Here is a 21437-nt window from a genome sequence, read left to right as displayed (position 1 = left end):
GCGCCCTCCACGTCACCACCGCCCACCTCACGGGCCTCGACGCCGCCGCCCACGCCGCCCGTGTGCTCACCCCGGGCGGGGTGTACCTGCTGAACATCGGCGGTGGGCCGGACCTGACGTCGGTGCGCCGCGAGGTCGCCGCCCTCACCGAGACGTTCGCGCACGTGGAGGTCATGGCGGACCCGGCCATGCTCAAGGGCCGCCGACGCGGGAACGTGATCGCCGCCGCGTCGTCCGCCCCGCTGTCCGCGGACGGGCTCGGGGGGCGGTCCGCGCTGGCCCGGGCACTGCGTTCGGACGCGTTGCCGGCGCAGCTGCTCGACGACGTCGTCGCCTTCACCGCCGGCCTCACTCCGGACGCGACGCCACTCGTGACCCCGGCCGAGGGCTGACGGGGTCCACAGCGCGCACGAAAGCGCCCGACGCGCGGCCCGTTTCACGCACGAAAACGCCGGACTAGGCTGGAGGCGACCCTCCGGTCCCGACGACGAGGCCGGAGCCCCCGACGTCAGGAGGCCGCCATGTCCGCCGAGACCACCCCGTCCACCCTCCCCGCCGAGGCCCCGCTGGGCGTGCTCGTGGGCGTGGACGGCTCCGACCAGTCCATCTCCGCCGCCCGCTGGGCGCAGCGCGAAGCGGGCCTGCGGAACCTCCCGCTGACCCTCGCCACCGCGTACACCGTCCCCGCGTTCTGGGGCTACGCCGCGGACGGCGCCGGCCTCCTCACCGACGACGGCCGCCTCCACGCCGGTGTGGAGGCCCTCCTGAAGGAGGTCGCCGGCAAGCTCGACCCCGCCGGGGTGGCCCCCGAGCTGCGCGTGGAGGTCGGCGACGCCGCCGGCGTGCTGATCGACCTCTCCGCCCAGGCGGAGCTGCTGGTCTCCGGCAGCCGCGGCCGCGGCGGGTTCATCGGCCGCCTGCTGGGCTCGGTGTCCTCGGCGCTGCCGGGCCACGCGCACTGCCCCGTGGCCATCATCCCGGCGGGCGTGGAGGCCTCGCGGGCGGACTCGGGGGCGCCCGTCGTCGTCGGCGTGGACGGCTCCGAGCAGGGCCGGGCGGCCGCCCTGGTGGCCGCGGAGGAGGCGCAGGCCCGGAAGGCGCCGCTGCACCTGATCTCCGCGCTGCCCCCGATCTCCCCGAACGCCGCCTGGCTGGCCGTCTCCCTCGACGAGGAGGCGCGCGAGCAGGAGCTGCGTGAGCGTCTCGAGGACGGCGCCCGCTGGCTGGCCTCCGAGTTCCCCGGCCTGGAGGTGACCTCCGAGCTCGCCTCGGGCGTGCCTGTGGACGTGATGGTGGAGCAGACCGCCACCGCGCGCCTGACCGTCCTGGGCACCCGGGGCCTGGGCGGGTTCAGCGGCGCCCTGATGGGCTCCACGAGCGCCGGCGTGGCCAATCACGCCAAGGGCCCGGTGATGGTCGTGCCCTTCCGTGAGGACGTCCGCCTCGGCCGCCGCGCCGAGTTCGGCGCGGTCGTGGACCAGGACGACCCGCGCGTCTGAGCCGCCCCCGCCCCTCGGACGCACCGGACGCCCGGCCCGCCACGGGCCGGGCGTCCGCCGTGTTCAGCCCCAGCCGAGCTCGTGCAGGCGCTCCTCCGAGATCCCGAAGAAGTGCCCCACCTCGTGCATCACCGTCACGGTGATCTCGTGCTCGAGCTCCGCGCGGCTGCGGCAGTGCCGGGTGAGGGGGCCGCGGAAGATCACGATCCGGTCCGGCAGCTGCCAGGCCGCCTCGGCCCGCTCGGCCAGGCTGAACCCCTCGAACACGCCGAACAGCTCCGTGTCCGGGTCCTCCCAGCGCTGCGGCTCGTACTCGTCCTCGACGATCACCACGACGTTGGTGAGCAGCCGGGCGAGCTTGTCCGGGATGCGCAGCAGGGCGGCGTCGACGGCGGCGTCGAACTCCTCCTCGCTCATCCACGTCTCCACGGGGCCTCCTGGGGTTCGGACGGCGGGTGTCGGTCGGGTGCGCCCACCCTATAGACTTCACGGGTCCGTCGGTCCGCCGGCGGGCGCGCCCTCATCGTCTAGAGGCCTAGGACACCGCCCTTTCACGGCGGCGACACGGGTTCGAATCCCGTTGGGGGTACGCACGGCAGGCCGGCTCCACGGCGTCTGCGGAGGACGCGCGAGAGTCGATTTGCACGGCGCGCAGACGCTCTGATAGAGTCTCTACTCGTTGCAAGGAGAGATCCGGAGCGGCGTACAACAGAACAAGGCCCTGTAGCGCAGTTGGTTAGCGCGCCGCCCTGTCACGGCGGAGGTCGCGGGTTCAAGTCCCGTCAGGGTCGCTCGGATCATCCGATCACCGGTTTCTTCGGTTCTACGGAGTCCGGTGACACGAGGATCCCGGCGATGCGAATCGCCTGGCTCTGTAGCTCAGTTGGTAGAGCGTACGACTGAAAATCGTAAGGTCACCGGATCGACGCCGGTCGGAGCCACACTCACGAAGGCCCCCGCTGCTGCGGGGGCCTTCGTCGTCCTCCGACCTCCGATCGGGGCCAGGTGGCGTGAGATCCCTCACATCCACTGACGTGATTCCGGGGAATCCGGGGCGATCAGCGGTTCGTGCGGCGACGTCGACCCCGTAACTTCGATGGAATGACCGACACTCCGCCTTCGATGACACCCGCCCCCGCGGGGCCCGACCCCGACGTGAAGCACCCGGCCCCCGCCACCGCGGATCAGGCCGACCGGGGCCACGCGGGCCTGTTGCCCTGGGTCTTCTGGCCCTCCACCCTGATCGTCCTGCTCTTCGTGGTCGCGACCCTCGCGTTCCCCGCGCAGATGACCGACGTCATCGGCGACGTCCAGGCCGCGATCATCCGGAACTTCTCCTGGTGGTACGCGATCGTCGCGTTCGCCTTCGTGGTGTTCTGCGCCTACCTCGTGTTCTCCCGCAAAGGCTCCATCACGCTCGGCAAGCCCGACGAGAAGCCTGAGTTCTCCACGATGTCCTGGTTCGCCCTGCTGTTCGCGGCGGGCATGGGCATCGGCCTCGTCTTCTTCGGCATGACCGAGCCGCTCATGCACTTCACCAGCCCCCGCCCGGATCTGGCCGCGGCCAATCCCACCGAGGCCCAGGCGGCCCAGTCCGCCCTGGCGACCACGTTCCTCCACTGGGGCCTGCAGCCCTGGGCGATCTACGCCGTCGTGGGGGTGGCCGTGGGCCTGGCGATCCACCGCCGCGGCCGCCCCCTCTCCCTGCGCTGGGCGTTCGAGCCGCTGCTCGGCGAGCGGCGCGTGCGCGGCGGCTGGGGGCACCTGATCGACAACATCGCCCTGATCGGCACCGTCTTCGGCGTGGCCACCTCCCTCGGCCTCGGCGTCACGCAGATGGCCGCCGGACTGCGCTCCCTGGGCATCGTCCCCGCGGACTCCCCCTGGCTCGAGTACGCCATGATCGCGGCGGTGACCTGCGTGGTCATGTACACCGTGGTCTCCGGCGTGGAGCGCGGCATGAAGTGGCTCTCCAACATCAACCTCGTGCTCGCCGCGGGGCTGCTGCTGTTCATCGCGCTCGTCGGCCCGACCCCCTTCCTCCTGAAGGAGACCGTGCAGTCGTTCGGCGCCTACCTGCAGAACTTCTTCGCCGACTCCCTGAACGTCTCCGCGTTCTACGGCGCCGAGGGCGACGCCTGGCAGGCAGGATGGACCGCCTACTACTGGGGCTGGTGGATGTCCTGGACCCCGTTCGTGGGCATCTTCATCGCCCGCATCTCCCGCGGCCGCACCGTGCGCGAGTTCCTGATGGGCGTGCTGCTGGTGCCCACCCTCGTCTGCGTGGTGTGGTTCGGCATCCTCGGCGGCACCGCCATCTGGCTGGAGACCGTCCGCCCGGCCGGCTACACCTCCGTGGTGGGCGCCGACGGCGCGATCGACTCCAACTCCGCCCTCTTCCAGGTCCTGGAGCAGCTCCCGGCGGGCCTGCTGCTGGTGATCGGCGCCATCATCCTCTCGGGCATCTTCTTCGTCACCTCCGCGGACTCCGGCGCGCTCGTGATGGGCATGCTGGCCACGGGCGGCGACGTGAACCCGAAGACCGCCGTCAAGATCTTCTTCGCGATCGCCACTGCGTTCATGGCGGCGGCCCTGCTCGCCGCGGGAGGCCTGTCCGCCATCCAGACGCTGGCCATCACCATCGGCCTGCCGTTCTCCGTGCTCATGCTGGTCATGTGCGTGGCCACGTTCCGCTCGCTCGGCTACTCGGCCGCGCGCGTGGAGGCGGTCCGCCGTCAGGCCATGCTGGCCTCCATCCAGGACCGGCTCGGCAAGGACACGGACGACGACGAGGTCGTCGAGGGCGGCCCCGTGGCCGCCTCGCAGTGGTGGGCCTCGCTCAGCCGTGACCACCAGCGCACGATCGCACGGCTGGCCTCCCCCGGCCCGGACGACGAGATCCGCCTGCACGAGGACGCCACGGCCACATCGGCGCGGCCGGACACGACGCGCGGCGGCTCCACCGCCCGCTGACGCCCCGCCCGCTGACGTCGCCCCGTCCAGCACCCTCCCCGGGCCTCCGGGGACGACGACGGCCCGTCGCCTCCCCGTGGAGGCGGCGGGCCGCCGTCGTGCGGGGGACGGTCTCAGACGTCCCAGGTGAGGGGCGGCGGGGTGCCGTGGCGGTCGTGGCGGTGGGCGCTGCGCCGCACCGCGGGCACCGCCCACGCGGCCGCGAGCACGGCCAGCCAGAGCACGCCGATCACGAACGGCTGGGCGAGCGCGGTCTGGAGGGCGTCCGGGCCGCCGAGGGCGCCCAGGACGGCGCCGCCCTGGTCGAACGCCATGGTCCCGGCCACCACGGCCACGAAGGCCAGGCCGAGCCACGCGCCGACCCGCCCACCGGGCATCGGGAACGCTCCCGGTGCCTGGCCGTGCCGCGCGAGTGCCCGCCGCATGCCGAGGTGGGAGGCCAGGATCAGGGCCCAGGTGAACACCACCGCGAACGTGGCCACGCCGGCGACGATCCCGAAGGTGTCCTCCTTCACGCTCATGAACACGGCGCCGGCCGCCATCACGCCCAGCATCGCCACCACGGTCACCCACGGCACGCCGCCGCGGGTGACGGCTGTGAAGACGCGGGGCGCGTGCCCGTCGTGCGCCATGTGGTGCAGCAGGCGGGCGTTGGTGAAGATGCACGCGTTGATCGCGGAGACCGCCGCGGTGAGCACCACGAAGTTCAGCAGGTGCGGGGCGAACGGCACCCCGAGGGTCTCGAAGATCTGCACGAACGGGCTGGTCTCGCCGTCCACGGTGGTCCACGGCACCAGGGACATGATCACCAGCATGGAGCCGATGTAGAAAAAGAGGATGCGCACCGGCACCGTGTTCACGGCGCGGGGCAGGGCGCTCGCCGGGTCCTCGGCCTCGCCCGCGGCGATGCCGAGGGTCTCCGTGCCGCCGAAGGAGAACGTCACGATGGTCAGGGCGGTCAGGACGCCCATGAGCCCGTGCGGGAGGAAGCCGCCGTGCTCCACGAGGTTGTGGGGGCCGGGGGTCACGCCGTCCTGGAAGGACGCGCCGGAGAACATGAGGATCACGCCGCCGAAGATCATGCCCACGATGGCCAGGACCTTGATGAGGGAGAACCAGAACTCCGCCTCGCCGAAGCTGCCCACGTGGGTGACGTTGATCAGGCCCAGCACGACCATGGTGGCGGCCACCCACACCCACGCCGGGACGTCGGGGTACCAGAAGGCCATGTAGACGGTGACGGCGGTCGTGTCCGCCACGATCACCACCGCGAGCTCGAACACGTAGGTCCAGCCGGTGAGGAATCCGGCGAACGGGCCGAGGTAGCGGGACGCGTAGGCGACGAAGGAGCCGGAGATCGGCTCCCGGACGGCCATCTCGCCGAGGGCGCGCATCACCAGGTACACGGCCGCGCCAGCCAGCATGAATGCCAGGACGACGCCGGGGCCCGCGGCCTGGATGCCCGCGGCGGAGCCGTAGAACAGGCCTGTCCCGACGGCGGTGCCGAGCGCGATGAAGGTGATGTGCCGAGGGTTCAGCCCGCGTTGCAGCTGCGCCTGCGCGGGGGCCTCGGGGGCGGGGGTGGACTGCACGGGGTCTCCACTCCAGGGGGAAGGGACGAGAGCGGGGCCACAGTACCGCGCGTCGTCGTCTGGGCCCGGTTCGTTCCGGCGGACGACGTCGCCCCCTCCTCGTCCGAGGACGGTCGGAGGCCCTCCCCGGCGGGAAGGGCCTCCGACCTGCGACGCCGTCGCGCTCAGTGGTGCCGGTGCACCACGGGCAGCTGGCCCGTGCGGTCGTGCAGGGCGGCGGTCTTCCGCACGCCGGTGACGAACCACGCGGCCGTCAGGGCCACGACCCAGGCCAGGCCGATCAGCAGCGCCTGGCGGGACTCCGGGATGGTGGCCATGGTGATGACCACGGTCGCCACGAAGGCGAGGCCGAGCACGGTGCCGACGATCCCGAACGGCATGGGGTACACCGACGGCGGGGCGCCGGCCTCCTTGACGCGGGCCCGCATGGCGCGGTGGGACAGGAAGATCATGGTCCAGGTCAGCACCACGGCGAACGAGGCGACGCCGGCGATCAGGCCGAACGCGTCCGGGTTCACCGTGATGAGGATGGCGCCGAGCACCATGACACCCAGCATCACGGCGACGGTCAGCCACGGCACGCCGTTGGCGGTGGTGCGGGTGAAGGCGCGGGGCGCCTGGCCGTCGTGGGCCATCGCGTAGAGCAGGCGACCCGAGGCGTAGATGCACGCGTTGATGGCGGAGATCGCCGCGGTGAGCACCACGAAGTTGAGGATGTGCGGCGCGAACGGCACTCCGAGGCCCTCGAAGATCTGCACGAACGGGCTGGTCTTGCCGTCCACCGCGCTCCACGGGACCAGGGACATGATGACGACCATGGTGAGCACGTAGAAGAGCAGGATGCGCACCGGGACCGTGTTGATGGCCTTCGGCAGCGCCGTCTCCGGGTCCTTGGCCTCGCCCGCGGCCACGCCGAGGGTCTCGATGCCGCCGAAGGAGAAGGTCACGATGGTCAGCGCGATCAGGACACCCCCGAAGCCGTGGGGCAGGAAGCCGCCGTGGTCGACCAGGTTGTGCAGGCCGGCGGGGGTGCCGTCGGTGAACGAGGCGCCGGTGAACATGAGGATGAGGCCGCCGAAGATCATGGCGACGATGGCGCCGATCTTGATGAGGGTCAGCCAGAACTCGGCCTCGCCGAAGTTGCCCACGTGGGTGAGGTTCACGAGGCCGATCACGAGGATGGTCGCGGCGACCCACGCCCATGCGGGCACGCCCGGGAACCAGAAGGCCATGTACTTGGTGACGGCCGCGGTGTCCGCCACGATCACGACGGCCAGCTCGAACACGAAGGTCCACCCGGTCACGTAGCCGGCGAAGGGCCCGAGGTAGCGCGAGGCGTAGGCCGCGAAGGAGCCGGAGACGGGCTCGCGCAGCGTCATCTCGCCCAGGGCGCGCATCACGAGGTACACGGCGAAGCCGGCGATGAGGAAGGACAGGATGACGCCGGGGCCCGCGGTCTGGATGCCGCCGGCGGAGCCGTAGAACAGGCCCGTGCCGATCGCGGTGCCGAGGGCGATGAACATGATGTGGCGCTGGCTGAGGCCGCGGTGCAGCTGTGACTGCGCGGCATGCGCGGCGTCGTCGCGCGGGTGGTCGACGGCATGGGCGCCGGAGGGGGAAGCGTTCACGTGGGTGCTCCGCTCGAGAAGTGAGGTGGATGACACGCTATGGTGGCGTGCCCCACACGTCGGCGCCAATTCCCGCGTCGAACGGAGACGGCTCGCCCGCCGGGGGCGGTCCAGGCGGACATCCCGTCGTCACTCACGAGGCGTGACGACGGGATGTCCACGGGGCGGTGGATCTCAGCGCAACAGCAGCCAGGCCGCGGCGTCGGGCGCGAGACGGTCGTCCACGACGGCCTCGGACTCGGGCAGCGAGAACTGCGCCCGCACGTGGTCCCCGGGCAGAGCGACGGGGGTGTCGCCGATGTTGGCCATGACCAGCACGGTCCGGGCCGGGATGGGCACGCCGGACCCCAGGTGGCGGCCCCCGCCCGAGCTCACCGTGAACGCGAGCACGCCCTGCTCCGGGCGGTGGTGCTCCGCGGACCACGCGAACGTGCCGGTGCCCAGGTCCAGCTCCGCGCGGATCTGCAGCAGGTGGCGATACAGCTCGAAGTGCGAGCCCTCCACGCCCACCTGCCGGTCTGCGGCCAGCACGCGGAACGAGTCCGGCTGCGGCAGCCACGGGGCGGCGTCGGCGTCGGGGCCGCTGAACCCGAGCGCGGGCTCGTCCGCGGCCCAGGGCAGGGGGATCCGGCAGCCGTCGCGGCCGGGTTCCGCGCCCCCGGTGCGGAAGAAGTACGGGTCCTCGCGCAGCTCCGCGGGCAGGGTGGTGTGTTCGGGCAGGCCGAGCTCGTCACCCTGGTAGATGTACGCGGAGCCCGGCAGGGCCAGCTCGATCATGGCCGCGGCGCGCGCCCGACGGCGGCCCAGGGCCTCGTCCGGCTGCTCGTCCTCGGCGGTGATGCCCGCCGGGTAGGCGGTGGGGTCGGACAGGCCGTAGCGGGAGGTGTGGCGCACGGTGTCGTGGTTGGAGAGCACCCAGGTGTTGGGCGCGCCGACCTTCTCCGCCTCCGTGAAGGAGCGGTCGATCGCCGACGTCAGCGACTCCGCGTCCCAGCCCGCCATGAGGTAGGTGAAGTTGAACGCCTGGTGCATCTCCCCGGGGCGGACATAGCGGAAGGTGCGCGGCAGCGGGGACACCCACGCCTCGGCGACCATCATCGGCTCGTGCGGGTACGAGTCCAGCACCCGCCGCCACTGCCGGTAGACCTCGTGCACGCCGTCCTGGTCGAGGAACGGCATGGCCGGCTCGAACGCGTCGACGTCGAAGTCCGGGTCCTGATCCTCACCGGCGTCCGTGACCATGCCCATGCGGGTGTGGTCGGCGTCCGGGTAGCCGGGCTTCTTGACGAGCCCGTGGGCCACGTCCACCCGGAACCCGTCCACGCCGCGGTCCAGCCAGAACCGCAGGATGGACTCGAACTCCTCGCGGACCTCCGGGTTCTCCCAGTTCAGGTCCGGCTGGGTGGTGTCGAACAGGTGCAGGTACCACTGGCCGGGGGTGCCGTCGGCCTCCGTCACGCGGGACCAGGCGCCGCCGCCGAACGTGGACTCCCAGTTGCTCGGGGGCAGCTCGCCGTGCTCGCCGCGACCCTCGGTGAAGTGGTAGCGGGCGCGCTCGCGGGAGCCGGGGCCGGCGGCCATGGCGGCCTGGAACCACGGGTGCTCGGAGGAGGTGTGGTTCGGCACCAGGTCCACGATCACGCGGATGTCCGCGGCGTGCGCGGCGTCGATCAGCGCGTCCGCGTCCGCCAGCGTGCCGAAGCGCGGATCCACGGTGCGGTAGTCCGCGACGTCGTAGCCGGCGTCGTGCTGGGGTGACAGGTAGAACGGGGAGAGCCAGATCGCGTCCACGCCCAGCCGGGACAGGTAGGGGATCTTCGCGGTGACGCCCGGGAGGTCGCCCATGCCGTTGCCGTCCCCGTCCGCGAAGGACCGCGGATAGACCTGGTAGACGACGGCGTCCACCCACCACGGGGTCTCCGGTCGGTTGCGGGCTTCCGAGGGCGGGGTGGTCAGGCGCTGCGTGGTCATGGGGACCAGCCTAGGCGGCGCCCCGCTCAGCCCTGGGACACCTCGGGCAGCCGCGCCCCGCCGACGACGCCGCCCACGCCCAGCACCGCCAGGAACAGGAGGGCCCCGGGCACGGTCACGGCGGCGATCGCCGAGCTCACCGCGCCCACCACCAGCAGGATGACGCCCATCGCCGTGTTGGACACGGCCGTGTACAGGGTGCGCGTGTCCCCGGAGGCCATGTCCACCAGGTAGGTCTTCCGCCCGGTGCGCACCCCGGTGTGCAGCAGCGTCACCAGGAAGTAGGCCGCCACCAGCACCGCGCCCGCCGCCGACGCCGGCAGTCCAGGCCAGGAGGTCAGGGCCAGCGCCGCCACCAGCACCGCGGAGGCCGCGCCGGCCGTGGACCCCATCAGCCGACGGCTGGACCGGTCGGCGGCCCGGCCGAAGAGCCGCCCGCCGATCAGCGAGGCCACCCCGGAGGCGATCACGAACCCGCTCAGGCCGGCCAGCGCGTCCGTGCCGGCCTGCAGGGCCAGCATCACCAGGAACGGCGGGGACAGGGAGGTCACCAGCAGCATGGACCGCACGGTCACGAAGCTCCGGAACGGGCGGTCGTCCCGCAGCAGCGCCCAGGACCGGCGGAGCACGGCCGCGGCGCCGGCGTCGTCGTGGGCGCCGCCGGACTCCTCCGGGTCCTCGCGGGGCTCGCGGATGCGCAGGTACACGAGGGCCACGCCCACCCACAGCAGCGCGCCGACCGCGAGCAGCCCGGCCAGCCGCCCGGCGGAGAGCGCGTCCCCGCCGAGCAGGCGGATCCCCAGGCCCAGGGTGATCGCCACCAGCCCCGAGGCTGTGGTGGACCAGCCGGTGAGCTGCCCGCGCTGCCCCTTGGGCACGGTGCGCCCCTGCACGTCCTTCGACGCGATCGAGCACAGGCAGCGGCCCAGCGAGAACACCGCCAGCGCCGCCAGGATCACGACACCGGCCCCCACCCCGTGCCCGACGGCGGCGACGGCCGCCATCACGGCCACCGCGGCCGCCTGCACCGCCGCGCCGGCGGCGAACACGCGGGTGCGGCGCCGGGCCCGCAGGACGACCGGGGTGAGCAGCGCCTGCGGGAGCATGGACAGGGACTCCCGGACCGGCTTGAGCAGGCCCGCGAGGCCGGCTGGCACGCCGAGGACGGCGAACAGCCAGGGGAGCACGGTGCCGGCGTCGACGATCTGGTCCCCGGAGGACTGCAGCGTGTTCGCGCCCACCAGGCGCAGGCCGTTGGCGGGCAGGTCCCGGCGGACCTGCCCGGGCAGCGCCGCCTCGGCCTCGGGGTCGCGCGTGACCAGGCGGGAGTACAGGGAGTCGGCGGCGCTCACCCGACCACCGTAGCCCCGCCCCCGGACACCGCGGCGGGCACGGCGGCCACAATGGTCTGCATGAAGCACTTCGACGACCCCGTCCTGCAGGCCATGGCCTCCCGCCGCTCCGTGTCCAAGGTGGGCCCGACCACGCCGTCGGATGAGGAGCTGGCCCGACTGCTGGTCGCCGTCACCCCCGTGGCCGACCACAAGGCGCTGCGGCCGTGGCGGCTGATCACCCTGCGCGGGGAGGACCGGGCCGTGCTGGGCGCCGCCCTGGACGCCGCGGCCGGCGTCGAGCGGGCGGAGGGCGAGCGCAACGAGAAGCCGTACCGGGCGGAGCTGCTGATCGCGGTGGTGGCCCGCCACGTCCCGCACCCGGCTGTTCCCGAGTGGGAGCAGCACGCCACCGCCGCCGGCGCCGCCCACCTCCTGGAGCTGGCCCTGTGGCAGGCCGGCTGGGGCGTGATGTGGCGCTCCGGCCTCCACGCGAACGCCCCGCAGGTGCGGGCCGCCCACGGCCTGGCCGACGACGAGCTGCTCATGGGCTGGCTGTACGTGGGGGACGTGGACCCGGAGCACCGGGTCAAGCTCGCCGCGTCCCGGAAGCCGGCCCTGGACCCGGCCCCGTTCCTGGGGACGATGCCGCGGGCGTGAGCGCCCGGTCGTGAGGGGCGGGCCCGGTGCGCCTCAGCCGTCGTGGGCGTGCATGCCCACCCGCGCCCAGCGGCGGTTGAGCCGCTCCTGGGCCATGCCCGCGCCCACCTCGTCGCCCTCCTCGAGGGCGTCGAGCAGCGTCCAGAGGTCGAACACGGAGTCGTCCGGCCAGACGAGCGAGGTCAGGGCGCGGCCGTAGTCCAGCTCCAGCACGGCGTCCGGGTGGAAGGCCTGCAGCCAGGGGATCATCACGGCCAGCTCACCGAGCAGCTCGGCGTCCGGGGCGGCGCCGGCCAGCACGGCCGCGGCGTGGCCCACCCGCTCCACGGCCTCGGCCACGGGGGTGCGCCGGTACGCCACGTCCTCCCCGTCCACCAGCCGACGCGCGGGCTCCTCCGGGTCGAACGCCGCCAGCCACGCGTGAGGCACGCCCCACAGGGAGGTGCGGGTCTGGAGGCGGTGGGTGCCGGCGTCGGGGGAGAGCCCCCACTCGTCCTCCAGGGCCACGAGGGCGCGGCCGCGGTTCATGGCCCGGGCGGCGGCGGGCACGGCGGCGGCGTAGAGGGCCTCCGGGGCGGACGCCTCCAGCATCTCGGCGGCCATCTCCATGCGCAGCGCGAGCTCGTCGGGGCAGTAGAACGCGGAGCCGCCCCGCTCCAGCACGCGCACCAGGTCGTCCTCCCCGGGGGCGGGGAAGGGGTCGGCGGGCAGGCGCAGCAGACGACGCCGAGCGCGCTCGGCCGCCTCCGCCTCCACCTCCGCGCGGGTGCGGTGGGCGGCGGCCACCATGCGCGCGGCCACCGCGTCCGGGTACGCGGACAGCGGCTGGAAGACGCGGAGGTTCGCGGCGGCGGTGCGCACGCTCAGCCGAGCTCGACGATCACCGGGGCGTGGTCCGAGGCGCCCTTGCCCTTGCGCTCCTCACGGTCGATCCAGGCGTCCGTGACCGTCCGCGCGAGGGCGGTCGAGCACAGCTGGAAGTCGATGCGCATGCCCTTCTTCTTGGGGAAGGCCAGGCCCGTGTAGTCCCAGTACGTGTACACGCCGGGGCCGGGGTGGCGCGGGCGCACCACGTCCACCAGCCCGGCGTCCTCGAACGCGTGGAACGCCGCGCGCTCGGCCGGGGAGACGTGCGTGTAGCCTTCGCGCTGGAACAGCTCGATGTCCCACACGTCCTCGTCCTGCGGAGCGATGTTCCAGTCGCCGGTCAGGGCGAGCCGGGTGTCCGGGTCCTCGGCGAGGCGAGCGGCCGCGTGCTCCTGGAGCACGCGCAGCCACTCGAGCTTGTAGCCCATGTGCTCGTTCTCCAGGCCGCGCCCGTTGGGCACGTACAGGCTCCACAGGCGCACCGGGGCGACGCCGTCGGCCGCCTCGGCGCCCACGGTCGCCCCGATGGCGCGGGACTCCTCCTGCGGGTCCACGCCGCCCTTGCCGAAGTGCGGCTGGCCGGGGAAGCCGCGCTGCACGTCGCTCAGGCCGACGCGGGAGGCGATGGCCACGCCGTTCCACTGCGAGGTGCCGTTGTGGGCGACCTCGTAGCCGGCACGCTCGAAGAGCTCCCAGGGGAAGTTCTCGTCCCGGCACTTGGTCTCCTGGATGGCCAGGACGTCCACGTCCTGCCGGTCGAGGAAGGCCTCCACGCGGTCGGCGCGGGCACGGAGGGAGTTCACGTTCCAGGTGGCGATCTTCACCCGGCCAGGCTAGCCGAGGGGGAGGACGGCCGGCTCAGCGCCACCAGTCGTCGTGGATCGTGACCGGGGTGGTGCGCTTGTGGCGGGAGCGCCGCCAGACGCCCTCGAGCTTCTCGGCGGCCTCCTCCGGGATCTCCCGTCCCTCGAGGTAGTCGTCGATGTGCTCGTAGCTCAGGCCGAGCTCGTCCTCGTCGGCGCGGCCGGGGCTGCCGTCCAGCAGGTCCGCGGTGGGGACCTTCGCCCACAGGTGCTCGGGGGCGCCCAGCTCCTTCGCGACGGCGCGGACCTGCCGCTTGTCCAGGCCGGCCAGCGGCAGGACGTCCGCACCGCCGTCGCCGAACTTGGTGAAGAACCCGGTGATGGACTCGGCCGCGTGGTCGGTGCCGATCACCAGCTGACCGTGCGCCCCGGCGATCGCGTACTGCGCCACCATGCGCATGCGGGCCTTGACGTTGCCCTGGTTGTAGTCGGAGATCGGCTCTCCCGTGGCCTCCTGGAACGCCGAGGCCATCCCGGCGACGGCCTCCGCGATGTTCAGCGTGACGCGCCCGTCGGCGCCCACGAAGTCCATGGCCGCGGTCGCGTCGGCCTCGTCCGCCTGCACCCTGTACGGCAGGCGCACCGCGGTGAACCGTGGGTTCTCGCGGGAGGGGGCGGCGTCGTCCCCCGCCTCGGTGCCCAGCTCCGCGCGACGCCGCTCCACCGCCAGCTGCGCCAGCCGCCCGGCCGTGGTGGAGTCCACGCCGCCCGAGATCCCCAGCACGAACCCGGACGCACCCGTGGCCTCCAGGTAGTCCACCAGGAACCGGACGCGCGCCTCGACCTCGGCGGCCGGGTCGACCTCGGGCCGCACGCCCATCTCGGCGATGATCTGCTGCTGGAGTTCACGCATGGCCCCAGCGTAGGGCTCAGGCATCCGGATGCCCCAGGTTGCGGGCGATCGTGCGCAGCGTGGCGACGGTGACCTCGTAGTGCTCGGCGGGCAGGTCCGCCGTCGCCTCCCCGCGGAGCCGCTCCACGGCCTCGCCCACGCGCTCGCCCGCCGTGCGCCCGGTGGACGTGAGGGTGAACAGGTCGCCCTCCACGGTCACCCAGCCGGCGTCCACCAGCTCGTCCAGCTGCTCGACGACGGCGCCGCGCACCTCCGGTTCGAAGCCCGCCCCGATCTCGGCGGCGCTCAGCGGTGCCGCCGTGAGCGCGTTCAGGGACTGCCACTGGGCGCGGGTCAGGCCGTGCTCCTCGAGGGACGCGGCGACGCGGGCGGCCAGCAGGCCCTCGGCCACGGTCAGCCAGTGGGACAGGGGCAGGCCGGACGGATGGGAGTCCCTCCGCGGGGCCTGGGTCTGCCGGTTCTCCGGGGTCTGGGTGTTGTCCGTCATGGGCCGAGGCTAGCCCCGCGCCTCGGCGCAGGGACAGGGGCTGGCCGTTACGCTGGGCGCATGACCGCCGAGCACACCTCCGTCGCCCCCACTCCCGAGCAGGACCGCGAACGCCTGCGCGAGCTCATCAAGGAGCTGGCCGTGGTGCACGGCCGCGTGACGCTGTCCTCCGGCGCCGAGGCCGACTACTACGTGGACCTGCGCCGCGTGACCCTCCACCACGAGGCGGCCCCGCTGATCGGCCGCGTCATGCTGCGGCTGCTGGAGGAGAACGGCATCGAGTTCGAGACCATGGGCGGCCTCACCATGGGCGCCGACCCCGTGGCCACCGCGATGATGCACCAGGCCGGCGCCCAGGGCCGCGCGCTGGACGCGTTCGTGGTGCGCAAGGCGCAGAAGTCCTACGGCATGGGCCGCCAGGTCGAGGGCCCCGGGGTCGAGGGGCGCCGCGTCGTCGTGCTGGAGGACACCTCCACCACCGGCGGCTCCGCGCTGACCGCCGTGGAGGGCGTGCGCAAGGCCGGCGGCGACGTGCAGGCCGTGGCCGTGATCGTGGACCGCGCCACCGGCGCCGCCGAGCGCGTGGCCGAGGAGGCCGGCGTCCCCTACCTGTACGCGTTCGGCAAGGACGAGCTCGACCTCGACTGAGCCGGGGCCCTGGCCCTCCGACCCCGCCTCGCACTTTCGCGAGACAAGACGTCGCTACCATCCCGTCCGCGTGGGAAGGTAGCGACGTTCTTCTGAGCGAAAGCGGTGTCGGGGGCCGGGCCGGGCCTCAGAGCCAGTCGGCCTTCTTGAACAGCGCGTACAGCGCCACGGCCACGCCCAGCATGAGGCCGAGCGCCCACGGGTAGCCCAGCGGCCACTCGAGCTCGGGCATGTGCTGGAAGTTCATGCCGTAGACCGAGCCGATCAGCTGCGGCGCGAAGATGATGGCCGCCCAGGACGAGATCTTCTTGACCTGCTCGTTCTGCTCGATCGACTGCTCCGCCAGCCGCTTGGAGGCAAGGGTGGAGTCCAGTTCCAGGGCGTTCTCCAGCATCTGGCGCATCGCGGCCACGCGGTCGGTGACCTGCACGGCGTGGTCGTGGATGTCGCGGAGGGCGCGCAGGGTCTCGACGAGCTCGGCGCGCTCCTCCTCGCCCGGCTCCGGCTCGGGGGCCTCGAGGTGGGAGGCGTGGGACCCGTTGGCGGCGTCGCCCAGGCGGGCGCGCATGTCCTCCTGGAGCTGCTCGATCATCCGCGGCAGCGGGCGGGTGGCGCGCTCGAAGCCGATGATCTCGCGGGAGAGCTCGTAGATGCGGCGGGAGACGGCGGCGTCGCCGGCGAAGATCTGGTCCTCGATCTCCCGGATGTCCTGCTCCAGGCCCTCGGCCACGGGGAAGTAGGCGTCCACCACGTGGTCGAGGATCTCGAAGGCCACCTGGGAGGGGCCCTGGGCCAGACGGTCCGTGTGCCGCTGCTCCATGCCGGCGCGGATGTCCGCGAGGTCCGGCTCCTCCGCGTGCCGGACGGTGACCACGTAGTCGCGCCCGGTGAACACGTCCAGCTCGCCGAACTCCACGGTCTCCGTCGCGTCGATGTACCGCGCCGGGTGGAGGACCATGAACCAGTCCTCGCCGTACCGCTCGAGCTTGGCGCGCTGGCCGGCGGTGAGGGCGTCCTCCACGGCGAGCGGGTGCAGGGGCAGCTCGTCGGCGACCTCCTGCAGCTCGTCCGGGTGGGGGCGGTACAGGCCCAGCCAGGCCATCCCGCCGGTCCGCTCGATGGCGTCCCAGGTGTCGGAGAGGGAGGTCGGGGCGAAGACTCGGCGCCCGTCCACATACACGGCGTTGTCGATCAGGGTCACCGGGACATTGTGCCCGAGCCGCCCCCTGGCACTGTGCGGACGGGACACGCCGCATCACCCGGAGAGGAAGCGGCGTGTCCCGCCCCGAAAGACCCCGCGGCCGCGACGTCGGGCGCGCACCCAGCCTGCGGACGTACCGTGGCCCCATGAGCAAGGACACCAGCACCCCCGTCGCCCGCGACGGCAAGACCCTCCTCCCCGCCGACGCCGTCACCACGGCCCCGATCGCCGCGCTCGGCCTGGTCGGCGGCTACCTCGTGGCCCGCGAGACCGGCATCCGCTGGCTCGGCGGCGTCGTCCTCGGCGCGGCCGGCCTGTACGCGGGCCGCACCTGGGCGGCCAAGGGCGGCCCCGCCGTCGCCGGCACGCTCGGCGCCCTGTACCTGGGCGGCTTCGGCGCGTCCCACCCGCTGGCCAAGAGGATCGGCGCGTGGCCGTCCGTGCTGTCCGTGGCCGCCGCCTCGGCCGGCGCCGCGTACGCCGCCGTGGACCGCAAGGACGGTCGCCGCTGAGCCCGGAGCGTCCCGCGCACGACGACGGCGCCCCCGCCTCCGCCTCGGAGGCCGGGGGCGCCGTGGGGTCGGGGGAGGGCGTCGACGCCCGGGAGGTCGGACGTGAGGTCGGCGCGCCCCCGTGGGAGGGCCCCTGGCCCGAGGACCCGCGGTACGACCCGGCGCTGCTGCGCGACGGGGACCGCCGCAACGTGGCCGACCGCTACCGGTACTGGACCGTGGAGGCGATCGTCGCGGACCTGGACCGCACTCGGCATCCGTTCCACGTGGCCATCGAGAACTGGCAGCACGACCTGAACATCGGCACCGTCGTGCGCACCGCCAACGCGTTCAACGCGGCAGGCGTGCACATCATCGGGCGGCGGCGCTGGAACCGGCGCGGGGCCATGGTGACGGACCGGTACCTCCACGTGCATCACCACGAGACGGTGGAGGCGTTCACCGCCTGGGCGGCGGGGGAGGGCCTGCCGGTGCTGGGCGTGGACCTGTTCCCGGAGTCCGTGCCGGTGGAGACCTTCGACTTCCCGCGCGCCTGCGTGCTGGTGTTCGGGCAGGAGGGGCCGGGCCTCTCCGAGGAGGTGCGGGGGGCGAGCGAGGCGGTGCTCTCGATCGTCCAGTACGGCTCCACCCGGTCGATCAACGCGGGTGTGGCCGCGGGCATCGCGATGCACGCCTGGATCCGGCAGCACGGGGGTCCGGCGCCGGTGTGAGGCGGGCGCGGAGCCGTCCGTTTCTCGCACGAATGCGCTCGACGCGCCGTCCGTTTCGTGAACGAAGGCGTGGGGGCGCCGTGGGCGGCTCAGCCGGCGAAGGGCAGCGTGGGCAGGCCGGCCACGCCGGGCCGCACGGAGAACAGCGCGCCGGCCAGGGGGTCCTCGCCGCGCTCCATGCCCTCCCAGGAGGTGGTGATGTAGAGGGTGCCGAGGTCGTCCCCGCCGAAGGTGCAGGCCGTGGTCTTCTGCACGGGCACCTCGACCACCTCGTCCAGCACGCCCTCCGGGGTGTACCGGTGGATCCGCCCGTGGCTGATCACCGCCACCCAGATGCCGCCCTCGGCGTCCACGCACAGGCCGTCCGGCTTGCCCTCGCCGTCGAGCACGTCCACGAGCACGCGGCGGTTCGTCAGGCCCTCCTCGCGGGAGTAGTCGAACACGGCCACCTGCCGCGTGGGGGTGTCGTCGTAGTAGGCCAGGGAGCCGTCCGGGGACCAGGCCAGGCCGTTGGACGTGGTCACGCCCTCGAGCACCACGTCCACCTCGCCCGCGCCGCCCTCCGGGGCGGGGCTGAGCCGGTGCAGCGACGCCGCCCCGGGCGTCTTGGCGTAGGCCATGGAGCCGGCGTAGAAGCGCCCGTCGGGGTCGCAGCCGCCCTCGTTCATGCGCAGCCCGGCGGCGTCGTCCCACAGCGGGGGCAGGCGGTGCAGGGTGCCGTCCGGGTCCTCCAGCGCGAAGCCGCGCTCCACCGCGAACACGGCCCCGCCTCCGACGCGCGGGCGCACCACCGCGCACACCTTCGGATCGACGTTCCGGCGGGTCACCCCGCCGTCCGCGCCGAGGGAGAGCACGTCGCCGGCGAGCATGTCGACCCAGCGCAGCCCGCCCCAGGACTCGGCCCAGACGGGGCCTTCGCCGTGGTAGCAGAGGGGGTCGGTGACCTGGTCGGCGCGCATCGCGGGCTCCTTCGTCGTCGGGGGCGTCCTGCCCAGGATCCTAGGCGCCGCAGGCGACGGCGGTCCCGGGCCAGCCGCCCGGGCGGCGGCTACGATGAGGACCGGCACGGCGGCGCTGCTGTGCACGTGTGCAGCATGCCGCCTGAGCAACAGAAACCGACGCCTCGCGAGTCAGGAGCACACCCGCATGCCCATCGCCTCCCCGGACAAGTACGCCGAGATGATCGACGCGGCCAAGAACGGCGCGTTCGCCTACCCGGCCATCAACGTCACCTCCTCCCAGACGCTGAACGCCGCTGTCCGCGGCTTCGCGGAGGCCGGCTCCGACGGCATCATCCAGGTCTCCACCGGCGGCGCCGCCTACTTCTCCGGCTCCTCCGTGAAGGACATGGTCGCCGGCTCCCTGGCCATGGCCGCGTTCGCCCGCGAGGTCGCCAAGAAGTACTCCGTGAACATCGCCCTGCACACGGACCACTGCCCCAAGGACAAGCTGGACGGCTTCGTGAAGCCCCTGCTCGACGCCTCGGAGGCCGAGGTCAAGGCCGGCCGCGACCCGCTCTTCAACTCCCACATGTGGGACGGCTCCGCGGAGACCCTCGAGGAGAACCTGCGCATCGCCCAGGAGCTCCTGGCCCGCACCCACGCCAACAAGCAGATCCTCGAGGTGGAGATCGGCGTCGTCGGCGGTGAGGAGGACGGCGTCGCGAACGAGATCAACGACAAGCTGTACACCACCGTCGAGGACGGCATCGCGACGATCGAGGCCCTGGGTCTGGGCGAGAACGGCCGTTACCTGACCGCCCTGACCTTCGGCAACGTGCACGGCGTGTACAAGCCGGGCGGCGTGAAGCTGCGCCCGCAGATCCTGCAGGACATCCAGCAGGCCGTGGGCGAGAAGTTCGGCAGGCAGCGCCCGTTCGACCTGGTGTTCCACGGCGGCTCCGGCTCCGCCGCCCAGGAGATCGCCGACTCGGTCTCCTACGGTGTCGTGAAGATGAACGTGGACACGGACACGCAGTACGCGTTCTCCCGTCCCGTGGCCGGCCACATGTTCGAGAACTACGACGGCGTCCTCAAGGTCGACGGCGAGGTCGGCAACAAGAAGATGTACGACCCCCGCGTCTGGGGCGCCAAGGCCGAGGACGGCATGGCCGCCCGCGTGGTCCAGGCCTGCCAGGAGCTCAACGCCGCCGGCAAGTCCATCGGCTGACGCCCCCCACGCACGACGACGGCCGGTCGCCTCCTCCGGGAGGCGGCCGGCCGTCGTCGTGTCCGGGACGGGCCCGGGCGGGTCAGTCCGTCGTGTTGGAGGGCGAGGGGGTGCCGCTCTCGCTGACCACGGGGTTGCCGTCGCCGTCGTCCGAGGGGGACGCGGAGTCCGAGCCGGAGGACGAGGCCGCGGACTCAGCGGCCGCGGACTCGGCGGCGTCGCGGGCGGCGCCCACGAACGGGCGCGGAGGCTGGCCGGGGGCCACGGGCTCGGGTGCGCCCTCGGGCCGGTCGATCGTGGACTGGTCGGAGAGCTGGTCCTGCGGGATGATCCCGGTGGGCAGGCCCTTCGCCTTGTCCAGGGTCTCCTGGTCCGTCTGGGCGTTCAGGAAGAACGGGGAGCTGGTCTCGATGTCCGCCTGGAAGTCGGACGGGTCCTTCAGCACCGTGTCGGCCAGGTGGTCGCGGGCCTGCGTGGCCAGCGTGGTGCTGTTGGCGATCGGCGAGTTCGTCACCTGCGTGAGGCCCTCGTTCACGGAGCCGTAGCCCTTCATCGCGCCGAAGGTGACGGAGACCAGCTGGGTGCCGTCCTCGTTGCAGGCCCACGCGGTGCGCTGGGGGAGCAGGGGGGCGCCGTCCGCGCCGCCGACCATGCCGGGGCGCAGCAGGGCGAGCAGGCCCTTCCGGGTCGACTCGTCGTACGAGTACTCGTCCGCCATGACGGGCGCCTCGGGCCGGCACCACTCCAGGCGCCTGCCGTCGAGGTTGTGCTGGTAGTGGACCATCACCAGCGGGGCGCCCTCGGAGCGGCTCGAGGAGCCCTGGTACTGGCAGGTGAGGAACTCGTGCGTCTGGTCCCGGGAGGCGAAGAGCTGCACGATGCCGATGTCGTTGGCCACCGGGATGTGGGTGGCCACGGCGTCGAGCGTGGTCTGGTCCAGCACGTCCTGGGTGCAGTCCATCACGGAGACCGTGTCGTTGTAGCGGGCGGCCACGGACTTCCAGCCCGCGGAGGCCGCGCCCGAGGTGATGCCGGGGCCCTGGGTCTCGAGGGCCTCGCGGGGCTGCGGGCGCTCGGAGCCGTCGGCCTTCTCCGAGGCGCGCGCGGCGCGGATCTCGGAGGCCGCGGCGGAGGCCGGGCTCTGCGGGTCGCCGGTGGCGGAGGCCGAGGAGCCCGCGGCGGCGGTGGCGGTGGAGGTGGAGCTCGCGGGGCTCGGCTGGCCGGAGTCGGAGCAGCCGGCGAGGGTCAGGGCGAGGGCGGCGGCGCCGAGCGCGGCGGCGGCGCGGTGCGGCGCGGACGTCGGGTGGGTCATGCGGGGGCTCCTTCGGCTGGCGTGCGGGCCCGGGCGGACGGCCTTCCGCCGCCGGACACACGCGAGGGCCACGGTACCGGACGAGCCTGGACGACGCGGCACCGATCCCGGGCCCTCGATAGACTCGCCGCGACCCCGCCGGGCCCGTCCCGGCCCCCCGA

General features: G+C 73.2%; 19 protein-coding genes, 3 tRNA genes and 1 pseudogene. 11 read left to right on the top strand and 12 right to left on the bottom strand.

The window, feature by feature from the left end; genetic code table 11:
* Together MHY29_RS05830 and MHY29_RS05825 are read left to right on the top strand one after the other, a co-directional pair.
* A pseudogene (locus MHY29_RS05830) lies at nucleotides 1-392 on the top strand (spermidine synthase); the annotation flags it as partial.
* Between the two features lie 129 nt (nucleotides 393-521).
* Entirely contained in the window at nucleotides 522-1499 is a 978-nt protein-coding gene (locus tag MHY29_RS05825) for a universal stress protein (protein ID WP_239238822.1), read from the top strand.
* 63 nt (nucleotides 1500-1562) lie between these two features.
* Here MHY29_RS05825 and MHY29_RS05820 read toward each other — a convergent pair whose 3' ends face one another.
* Nucleotides 1563-1916 (bottom strand): metallopeptidase family protein, encoded by a 354-nt coding sequence (locus MHY29_RS05820; RefSeq protein ID WP_239238819.1) that lies wholly within the window; start codon nucleotides 1914-1916, stop codon nucleotides 1563-1565.
* A 99-nt stretch (nucleotides 1917-2015) separates the two neighbouring features.
* Between MHY29_RS05820 and MHY29_RS05815 the strand changes: the two genes are divergently transcribed.
* The 4 genes from MHY29_RS05815 to MHY29_RS05800 all read left to right on the top strand — a co-directional run bounded on the left by MHY29_RS05815 (nucleotide 2016) and on the right by MHY29_RS05800 (nucleotide 4472).
* Nucleotides 2016-2088 (top strand) — tRNA-Glu (locus tag MHY29_RS05815).
* Nucleotides 2089-2216: 128 nt separating this feature from the next.
* Nucleotides 2217-2290, top strand: a tRNA-Asp gene (locus MHY29_RS05810).
* A gap of 77 nt (nucleotides 2291-2367) precedes the next feature.
* A tRNA-Phe gene (locus MHY29_RS05805) sits at nucleotides 2368-2440 on the top strand.
* 160 nt (nucleotides 2441-2600) lie between these two features.
* Nucleotides 2601-4472, top strand: a complete 1872-nt coding sequence (locus MHY29_RS05800; RefSeq protein WP_370643457.1) for a BCCT family transporter — start codon at nucleotides 2601-2603, stop codon at nucleotides 4470-4472.
* Between the two features lie 113 nt (nucleotides 4473-4585).
* Here the strand turns inward: MHY29_RS05800 and MHY29_RS05795 are convergent, their stop codons facing one another.
* The 4 genes from MHY29_RS05795 to MHY29_RS05780 form a co-directional block, all read right to left on the bottom strand.
* Nucleotides 4586-6064, bottom strand: a complete 1479-nt coding sequence (locus tag MHY29_RS05795; RefSeq protein ID WP_224355775.1) for an amino acid permease — start codon at nucleotides 6062-6064, stop codon at nucleotides 4586-4588.
* A gap of 164 nt (nucleotides 6065-6228) precedes the next feature.
* Nucleotides 6229-7692, bottom strand: a complete 1464-nt coding sequence (locus MHY29_RS05790) for an amino acid permease (RefSeq protein ID WP_224355774.1) — start codon at nucleotides 7690-7692, stop codon at nucleotides 6229-6231.
* Between the two features lie 174 nt (nucleotides 7693-7866).
* Complete coding sequence (locus tag MHY29_RS05785) at nucleotides 7867-9663, bottom strand: alpha-amylase family glycosyl hydrolase (protein WP_224355773.1); 1797 nt, start codon at nucleotides 9661-9663, stop codon at nucleotides 7867-7869.
* 26 nt (nucleotides 9664-9689) lie between these two features.
* Nucleotides 9690-11015, bottom strand: a complete 1326-nt coding sequence (locus MHY29_RS05780; RefSeq protein ID WP_239238813.1) for an MFS transporter — start codon at nucleotides 11013-11015, stop codon at nucleotides 9690-9692.
* 60 nt (nucleotides 11016-11075) lie between these two features.
* On the opposite strand from MHY29_RS05780, the gene MHY29_RS05775 reads away from it, so the two are divergent.
* Nucleotides 11076-11654: a nitroreductase family protein gene (locus tag MHY29_RS05775; RefSeq protein WP_239238810.1), complete on the top strand. Its 579-nt coding sequence runs from the start codon at nucleotides 11076-11078 to the stop codon at nucleotides 11652-11654.
* A 33-nt stretch (nucleotides 11655-11687) separates the two neighbouring features.
* On the opposite strand, the gene MHY29_RS05770 is transcribed toward MHY29_RS05775, so the two are convergent.
* Genes MHY29_RS05770 through MHY29_RS05755 form a run of 4 tightly spaced genes read right to left on the bottom strand, consistent with a single transcriptional unit; the run spans nucleotide 11688 to nucleotide 14724 of the window.
* On the bottom strand, nucleotides 11688-12515 hold the full coding sequence (locus MHY29_RS05770) for a hypothetical protein (RefSeq protein WP_239238807.1): 828 nt from the start codon (nucleotides 12513-12515) through the stop codon (nucleotides 11688-11690).
* A 2-nt stretch (nucleotides 12516-12517) separates the two neighbouring features.
* Nucleotides 12518-13345 (bottom strand): exodeoxyribonuclease III, encoded by an 828-nt coding sequence (locus MHY29_RS05765; RefSeq protein WP_239238804.1) that lies wholly within the window; start codon nucleotides 13343-13345, stop codon nucleotides 12518-12520.
* 34 nt (nucleotides 13346-13379) lie between these two features.
* Entirely contained in the window at nucleotides 13380-14237 is an 858-nt protein-coding gene (gene nadE / locus MHY29_RS05760) for an ammonia-dependent NAD(+) synthetase (RefSeq protein WP_224355767.1), read from the bottom strand.
* A 16-nt stretch (nucleotides 14238-14253) separates the two neighbouring features.
* Nucleotides 14254-14724 carry a MarR family winged helix-turn-helix transcriptional regulator gene (locus MHY29_RS05755; RefSeq protein ID WP_224355765.1) on the bottom strand — a complete coding sequence of 157 codons (471 nt, stop codon included), beginning with the start codon at nucleotides 14722-14724 and terminating at the stop codon, nucleotides 14254-14256.
* A 60-nt stretch (nucleotides 14725-14784) separates the two neighbouring features.
* Here MHY29_RS05755 and pyrE point away from each other — a divergent pair, with 60 nt between their 5' ends.
* Nucleotides 14785-15372 (top strand): orotate phosphoribosyltransferase, encoded by a 588-nt coding sequence (gene pyrE, locus MHY29_RS05750; RefSeq protein ID WP_224355763.1) that lies wholly within the window; start codon nucleotides 14785-14787, stop codon nucleotides 15370-15372.
* A gap of 127 nt (nucleotides 15373-15499) precedes the next feature.
* Here the strand turns inward: pyrE and MHY29_RS05745 are convergent, their stop codons facing one another.
* Entirely contained in the window at nucleotides 15500-16573 is a 1074-nt protein-coding gene (locus MHY29_RS05745) for a magnesium and cobalt transport protein CorA (RefSeq protein ID WP_239238801.1), read from the bottom strand.
* Between the two features lie 146 nt (nucleotides 16574-16719).
* Here MHY29_RS05745 and MHY29_RS05740 point away from each other — a divergent pair, with 146 nt between their 5' ends.
* Complete coding sequence (locus tag MHY29_RS05740; protein WP_239238798.1) at nucleotides 16720-17085, top strand: hypothetical protein; 366 nt, start codon at nucleotides 16720-16722, stop codon at nucleotides 17083-17085.
* Nucleotides 17082-17795: an RNA methyltransferase gene (locus MHY29_RS05735; protein ID WP_255718594.1), complete on the top strand. Its 714-nt coding sequence runs from the start codon at nucleotides 17082-17084 to the stop codon at nucleotides 17793-17795. The genes MHY29_RS05740 and MHY29_RS05735 overlap by 4 nt, the downstream gene beginning before the upstream one ends.
* Nucleotides 17796-17884: 89 nt before the next feature.
* On the opposite strand, the gene MHY29_RS05730 is transcribed toward MHY29_RS05735, so the two are convergent.
* Nucleotides 17885-18754, bottom strand: coding sequence for an SMP-30/gluconolactonase/LRE family protein (locus MHY29_RS05730; RefSeq protein WP_224355759.1), 870 nt, complete (start codon nucleotides 18752-18754; stop codon nucleotides 17885-17887).
* Nucleotides 18755-18941: 187 nt separating this feature from the next.
* On the opposite strand from MHY29_RS05730, the gene fbaA reads away from it, so the two are divergent.
* A complete protein-coding gene (gene fbaA, locus MHY29_RS05725) occupies nucleotides 18942-19964 on the top strand; it encodes a class II fructose-bisphosphate aldolase (protein ID WP_224355758.1) in 1023 nt (340 codons plus the stop codon).
* 82 nt (nucleotides 19965-20046) lie between these two features.
* Here fbaA and MHY29_RS05720 read toward each other — a convergent pair whose 3' ends face one another.
* Complete coding sequence (locus MHY29_RS05720) at nucleotides 20047-21276, bottom strand: hypothetical protein (RefSeq protein ID WP_224355757.1); 1230 nt, start codon at nucleotides 21274-21276, stop codon at nucleotides 20047-20049.
* Nucleotides 21277-21437: the final 161 nt, after the last annotated feature.

Source organism: Micrococcus sp. ACRRV (genome assembly GCF_022346985.1).
In the GTDB taxonomy this organism is placed as follows: Bacteria; Actinomycetota; Actinomycetes; order Actinomycetales; family Micrococcaceae; genus Micrococcus; species Micrococcus porci.
Note: the sequence above shows the minus strand (reverse complement) of the source record. Positions and strands in the feature narration are given on the sequence as shown.